The 6690-nt window shown below is 66.6% G+C and carries 7 protein-coding genes; 5 read left to right on the top strand and 2 right to left on the bottom strand.

Translation table 11 applies throughout. The annotated features are described in order from the left end of the window. The 3 genes from LQV45_RS15195 to LQV45_RS15185 form a co-directional block, all read left to right on the top strand. The coding region (locus tag LQV45_RS15195; protein WP_230007750.1) for a molybdopterin cofactor-binding domain-containing protein at positions 1-468 on the top strand (468 nt) is incomplete at its 5' end. 26 nt (positions 469-494) lie between these two features. After that, entirely contained in the window at positions 495-1478 is a 984-nt protein-coding gene (locus tag LQV45_RS15190) for an aldo/keto reductase (RefSeq protein ID WP_230007749.1), read from the top strand. A 36-nt stretch (positions 1479-1514) separates the two neighbouring features. Further along, positions 1515-2159, top strand: coding sequence for a uracil-DNA glycosylase (locus LQV45_RS15185; RefSeq protein ID WP_230007748.1), 645 nt, complete (start codon positions 1515-1517; stop codon positions 2157-2159). 69 nt (positions 2160-2228) lie between these two features. On the opposite strand, the gene nboR is transcribed toward LQV45_RS15185, so the two are convergent. Both nboR and aceE read right to left on the bottom strand, forming a co-directional pair. Then, positions 2229-2852, bottom strand: coding sequence for a nicotine blue oxidoreductase (nboR, locus tag LQV45_RS15180; protein ID WP_230007747.1), 624 nt, complete (start codon positions 2850-2852; stop codon positions 2229-2231). 21 nt (positions 2853-2873) lie between these two features. Then, complete coding sequence (gene aceE / locus LQV45_RS15175; protein ID WP_230007746.1) at positions 2874-5642, bottom strand: pyruvate dehydrogenase (acetyl-transferring), homodimeric type; 2769 nt, start codon at positions 5640-5642, stop codon at positions 2874-2876. Positions 5643-6078: 436 nt separating this feature from the next. Here aceE and LQV45_RS15170 point away from each other — a divergent pair, with 436 nt between their 5' ends. Together LQV45_RS15170 and LQV45_RS15165 are read left to right on the top strand one after the other, a co-directional pair. Next, positions 6079-6498, top strand: a complete 420-nt coding sequence (locus LQV45_RS15170; RefSeq protein ID WP_018773429.1) for a DUF3052 domain-containing protein — start codon at positions 6079-6081, stop codon at positions 6496-6498. Further along, positions 6495-6690: redoxin domain-containing protein (locus LQV45_RS15165; protein WP_374208223.1), on the top strand; the 196-nt coding region annotated here is incomplete at its 3' end. The genes LQV45_RS15170 and LQV45_RS15165, both read left to right, overlap by 4 nt.

Below are 6690 nucleotides of genomic sequence, written 5' to 3'. Positions count from 1 at the left end.
CCGCGTTCCGTGGCGTTCAATGTCCAGGGCTTCCGGGTGGCGGTGAACACCGGGACGGGGGAGCTGCGGATCCTGCAGAGCGTGCAGGCGGCCGACGCCGGCGTGGTGGTCAATCCGCGCCAGTGCCGCGGCCAGATCGAAGGCGGGATCGCGCAGGCCCTCGGCTCTGCGCTCTACGAGGAGGTCGCAGTGGACGACGCCGGCCGCGTCACCACCGACGTCCTGCGGCAGTACCACGTCCCCTCCTTCGCCGACGTGCCGCGCAGCGAGGTGTACTTCGCCGACACCAGCGACAAGCTGGGCCCGCTGGGCGCGAAGTCGATGAGCGAGAGCCCGTTCAATCCGGTGGCGCCGGCGCTCGCGAACGCCATCCGGAACGCCACCGGCGTGAGGTTTTCCCAGCTGCCCATCTCCCGGGACAAGATCTACCTGGGCCTGAAGGAGGCAGGGCTGGTTCCTCCGCTTTGAGGCCGCTGACGGCCTATAGTCGGACGATGGAACAACGAATCTTGGGCAAAACCGGACGAAACGTCTCCACGGTCGGGTTGGGGACCTGGCAGCTTGGCGCGGACTGGGGCAACGTGGACCCCGCGCAGGCGCAGGCCATCCTGGCGGCCTCCGTCGAAGCGGGCGTCACGTTCTTCGACACCGCTGACGTCTATGGCGACGGCCGCAGTGAGCAGGCCATCGGCGCGTTCCTGGCAGACAACCCCGGCCTGGACATCACGGTGGCCACCAAGATGGGCCGGCGGGTGGAGCAGCGGCCGGAGAGCTACAACCTCGCCAACTTCCGCGAATGGACGGACCGGTCGCGGCGCAACCTGGGCGTCGAGCAGCTGGATCTGGTCCAGCTGCACTGCCCGCCCACCGCGGTGTACAGCAACAACGAGGTCTACGACGCGCTGGACACGCTCGTGGCCGAGGGGGCCATCCGCAACTACGGCGTTAGCGTGGAGCGGACCGAGGAAGCCCTCGAAGCAATGCGCCACGACGGCACCGCCACCGTGCAGATCATCCTCAACGCCTTCCGGCTCAAGCCGCTGGATGAAGTGTTGCCCGCCGCCGAGGCCGCCGGGGTGGGCATCATCGCCCGTGTCCCGCTCGCCTCCGGGCTGCTCTCCGGCAAATACACCGCGGAGACGTCCTTCGCGGAGGACGATCACCGGAACTATAACCGCACCGGATCGGCGTTCGACGTCGGGGAAACCTTCTCCGGCGTGGACTTCGGGGAAGGCCTCAAAGCGGTGGCCGAGTTCGAGGAACTGGTGCCCGACGGCGTCAGCACCGCCCAGGCGGCCATCGCCTGGATCGCGGCGCAGGACGGCGTCAGCACGGTGATCCCGGGCGCGCGGAACGTGGACCAGGCGCGCTCCAATGCCGCCGCGGCGGGTGTCAGCGGCATTGACGCAACGTTCGACGTCGGCGTCCGCGAAATCTATGACCGCTACTTCCGCGAAACGATCCACCCCCGCTGGTAGGGCGCTTATTCTGCCGGGTGTCCCCAGGGCCGACAAATGACTGTTTCCTCCATCGACGGCTTCGTTGACCGTCTCGCGGCCGTCGAAACGGGGCCGGGGTGCAACAACTTCTTTGATCACACCGTGCCTGGAAATGCGCAGCGCCGGCGGAACCTGGAGCTCTATCTGCGGGAGATGCAGGACCGCGCCCCAAAGGTCCTGCTGCTGGGCGAAGCCCCCGGGTACAGGGGCATGAGGATCACCGGGATTCCCTTCACGAACCGGTCCATGTTCGAAGGCCCTGCCAACGGGTTTGGGCTGTTTGGGCCCGGGAAGGGGTACGTGCTTCCGGCAGACGCCGAAGGCATAGCCGCCGAGCCGACGGCCACGGTGATGTGGCAGGTCCTGGCCGAGCTGGAGTTCCTGCCCCTGCTGTGGAGCGCCTGCCCGTGGCACACCCACGTGCCCGGGCGGCCGCTGTCCAACCGCACGCCGAGGGCGTCCGAGGCTGACCTTGGAACTCCGTTCTGGCAGGCGCTGATCGAGGCGTTTTCCATCGAAACTGTGGTGGCCGTGGGCAATGTGGCGCACCGCAGCCTGCAGCGCAGCGGCCTGGACGCGCCGAAAATCAGGCACCCGGCCCACGGCGGCCGGTCCGGTTTCAAGCGTGGCCTGCAGGAGTTTTTGGCTCACTCGCGCTAAAACCAGTGCGGGGTCAGATACGGCCCATCGAGGGGGCCTTAATGGGCCGTATCTGACCCCGCGTTGTCTTTAGTCGAGGAGGTGCAGCTGTTCGGGGGAGTCGAGGTCCTCGCCGCCGGAGAGGTCGCTGCAGTCCACCAGATCAATCAGGTCCGGGTGCGCCCGCAGGAAGACGCGCGCTCCGGCGTCGCCCGTTGCTGTTTCCGCGGCTTCGGTGCGAAGCCCGGCATCGAGCAGCAGCGGGTGTCCGCGCTGCAGCGTCCCCTCCGCGTCGCGGTAGCCGGCCGCCGTTACCCGGCCGGGCCGGTGGGCTGCCAGCAGCCGGGTGACGGTCTCCCTGGTCAGGCCGGGCTGGTCCACCAGCGCAATGAGCACATGGGCCTCCAGGGCCGCCGCGGCGATACCGGCCCGGAACGAGCTGCCCATCCCGCTGGCCCAGTGCGGGTTGTCGATGACCCGGTGCCGGCCGAGGTCGGTGGCGGCGCGGACCCTTGCCGCATCCGCGCCAAGCACCACCACCACCTCCCGGCAGCCGCCCGCGAGCAGCACGTCGGCGACCACTTCGACCAGCGTGCGGCCATGGAAGGGGAGCAACGCCTTGGGCCCGAGCCCCAGCCGGGTCCCGGCTCCGGCGGCCAGCAGCACCGCCGTCGTGCCGCCGGATCCGGTGCCGTGCGCTCTGCTGTCGCTCATCTGCCCACCATAACTCGCTTCTCAGGCGTCGCCACCCGCTCCTCCGGTGGTCCCGGCGGTGACGTCCAGGAGCTTGTAGCGGTCGATCGCGTAGGCGGGCACCCCGCTGTCGACCTCTCCGCGCGAGGCCAGCAGCTGGAGGGTCTTCACTACAATCGAGTGGATGTCGTTCTTGAAGAAACGGCGGGCCGCGGCGCGGGTGTCGGAGAAGCCGAAGCCGTCCGCGCCGAGCGAGGCAAACTCGTTCGGCAGGAACTGGCGGATCTGGTCCGGCACGGCCTTCATGTAGTCGGTGACCGCCACGACCGGCCCGGTGGCACCGGCGAGCTGCTGGGCCACGAACGGGACGCGGGCGGGCTGGCCGGGGTTCAGGAAGGCCTCTTCTTCTGCCGCGAGGCCGTCGCGGCGGAGTTCGGTCCAGGAGGTCACGGACCAGACATCGGCGGAGACGCCCCAGTCCTCGGCGAGGACCCGCTGGGCTTCGAGGGCCCAGGGAACCGACACACCCGAGGCAAGGATCTGCGTGCGCGGGCCGTCAATCTTGGCCGGCGCCAGCAGGTAGATGCCCTTGATGATGCCCTCGACATCGAGTTCCGCCGGTGCGGGCGGCTGCACGATCGGCTCGTTGTACACCGTGATGTAGTACATCACGTTCCGCGACGGATCGTTGCCGGCAATTTCCTTCCCGGCTTCGCCGGGGCCGTACATCCGGTTGAGGCCGTCACGCATGATGACGCCCATCTCGTAGCCGTATGCCGGGTCGTAGGTGATGACGGCCGGGTTGGTTGCCGCCAGTATCGGGGAGTGGCCGTCGGCGTGCTGCAGGCCTTCGCCGGTCAGGGTGGTGCGTCCGGCGGTGGCGCCGATGATGAACCCGCGGGTCATCTGGTCGGCGGCGGCCCAGAAGGAATCGCCGGTGCGCTGGAAGCCGAACATCGAGTAGAAGACGTAGACCGGGATGAGCGGTTCGCCGTGGGTGGCGTAGGACGTTCCGGCGGCGGTGAAGGCTGCCACGGAACCGGCCTCGTTGATGCCGGCGTGCACGATCTGGCCGGAGATGGACTCCTTGTACGCCAGGACGAGCTCGCGGTCCACGGAGAGGTAGTTCTGGCCGTTCGGGTTGTAGATCTTCGCCGTCGGGAAGAACGCGTCCATGCCGAAGGTGCGTGCCTCATCGGGGATGATCGGCACAATCCGCTTGCCGAACTCCTTGTCCCGCATGAGGTCCTTGAGCAGGCGGACGAACGCCATGGTGGTGGCGGCGTGCTGCTTGCCGGAGCCGCGGTTGGCGACTTCGTAGACCTTCTCGTCCGGGAGGGTGACGTCGGAGTGCTTGGAGCGCCGCTCGGGGACGAAGCCGCCGAGTTGCTTGCGGCGGTCCATCAGGTACTGGATCTCCGGGGAGTCCATGCCGGGGTGGTAGTACGGCGGCCGGTAGAGGTCCGCTTCGAGCTGGTCGTCCGTGATCGGGATGCGCAGGTGGTCGCGGAAGGCCTTGAGGTCCGCGAGGGTGAGCTTCTTCATCTGGTGGGTCGCGTTACGGCCCTCGAAGTGGGTGCCCAGGCCGTAGCCCTTGACCGTGTGCGCCAGGATGACCGTGGGCTTGCCCTTGAACTCGGTGGCGGCCTTGTAGGCGGCGTAGACCTTGTTGTAGTCGTGGCCGCCGCGCTTGAGGTTCCAGATCTGGTCGTCGGTCAGGTCCTGGACCATTTCCTTGGTCTGCGGGGTCTTGCCGAAGAAGTGCTCGCGGACGAACGCGCCGGATTCGGCCTTGTACGTCTGGTAGTCGCCGTCGACGGTCTCGTTCATGATCTTCACGAGCGAGCCGTCCTCGTCCTTGGCCAGCAGGTCATCCCACTCCCGGCCCCAGACGACCTTGATGACGTTCCAGCCGGCACCGCGGAAGAACGCTTCGAGTTCCTGCATGATCTTGCCGTTGCCGCGGACGGGACCGTCGAGGCGCTGGAGGTTGCAGTTGATCACGAAGTTGAGGTTGTCGAGCTTGTCGTTGGCCGCCAGCTGCAGCAGGCCGCGGGACTCGGGCTCGTCCATTTCGCCGTCGCCCAGGAACGCCCAGACCTGCTGGTCCGAGGTGTCCTTGATGCCGCGGTTGTGCAGGTACCGGTTGGACTGGGCCTGGTAGATGGCGTTCATCGGGCCGATGCCCATCGAGACGGTGGGGAATTCCCAGAACTCCGGCATCAGGCGCGGGTGCGGATAGGAGGACAGGGCGTGCCCTTCCTTGGACTTCTCCTGGCGGAACCCGTCCAGGTCCTCCTCGGAGAGCCGGCCTTCCATGAAGGCGCGGGCGTACATGCCGGGGGAGGCGTGGCCCTGGAAGAAAACCTGGTCGCCGCCGCCGGGGTGGTCCTTGCCGCGGAAGAAGTGGTTGAAGCCGACCTCGTACAGGGTCGCGGCGCCGGCGTAAGTGGAGATATGGCCTCCGACGCCGATGTCCGCCCGCTGCGCCCGGTGCACCATCACGGCGGCATTCCAGCGCAGCCAGGCACGGTATTTGCGTTCGATCTCTTCATCGCCAGGGAATGCCGCTTCCTGGTCGACCGGGATGGTGTTGACGTAGTCCGTGGTGGTGACCATCGGAACACCCACGCTCTGCGCGCCGGCCCGCTGGAGCAGGCTTCGCATAATGTACTGGGCACGTTCGGTGCCCTGTTCCTGAATCAGGGTATCCAGGGACTCCAGCCATTCGGCGGTCTCTTCCGGATCACGATCAGGCAGCTGGTTTGTCAACCCGCTGAGGATATGGGAGGTATCTTCTCCTGCAGCCACGTCCAACCTCTCTTTGAGCGCATCTATCGGCACCCTCAGCTCCGGGCAGGGTGACTGCCTGGCGTGAACGCGACGTGTGCGACATATCGGTTACATCAGCCCGGTCGTATGCGCCGGGCAAGGTCCAATCACGGTACGCCTGCCTGTATTAGCCGGGCGGTTGCCCGCGCAGGCGTAGTCGTCATCAGCCACTCTAGCCGTGCGGGCTGATGGATGCGTAGCCGCCCTATGGACCCGTCCCCGTATTTCACGGGCATACTGGTTGTGTGACGAAGCGCTGCCCCGCAGCCTCCGGATCGGCCTGTGTGACGCAGAATATGGCGGATCGCGGTACCAACAGCTTGAAGCGAGAGCCCAAAGGGTGTTGGCTTGGAGTAATGGAAATCACTAGTGCCATTGAAAACATGAAGCAATTCAAAAAGCATAGGAGCAACACGTGAGCGAGGCCGACGCCGCCACTTCGGTAAATGTGGCGGAGAAACTGGGTTTCAAAGACGGGGACCTGATTCAGGAATTCGGTTATGACGACGATGTCGACTTCGACTTGCGGGACGATATCGAAGATCTCACGGGCTCTGAGCTTCTCGACGAGGACGATCACGAGGTGGTCGATGCCGCCATTCTCTGGTGGCGGGCAGGTGACGGAGACCTTGTGGACACGCTGGTCGATTCGCTGACCACTCTCACCGAGGGCGGCGTTGTCTGGGTCCTGACTCCCAAGTCCGGCCGGGACGGCTACGTCTCGCCCGCGGACATCCAGGACGCCGCGCCCACCGCAGGGCTCCACTACACCACCTCCGCCGGCGTCTCGAAGGACTGGAGCGCCACCCGGTTGGTCACGCGGAAGAACAAGTGACCCAAGCGGTCCAGCACGAGGCCTCCGGGCCGGGCTCCGCCGTGAGCCCCGTTCCCGGCGTCGGCGATGCCGCGCCGGATTTCGAGCTCGCCAATCAATTCGGCGAACCGGTGCGCCTCTCAGACTTCCGCGGCCGCAACGTCGCCATAGTCTTCTACCCGTTTGCCTTCTCCGGGATCTGCACCGGGGAAC

This window comes from Microbacterium sp. Bi128 (assembly GCF_918698205.1).
This window is presented reverse-complemented; position numbering and strand designations above follow the sequence as displayed.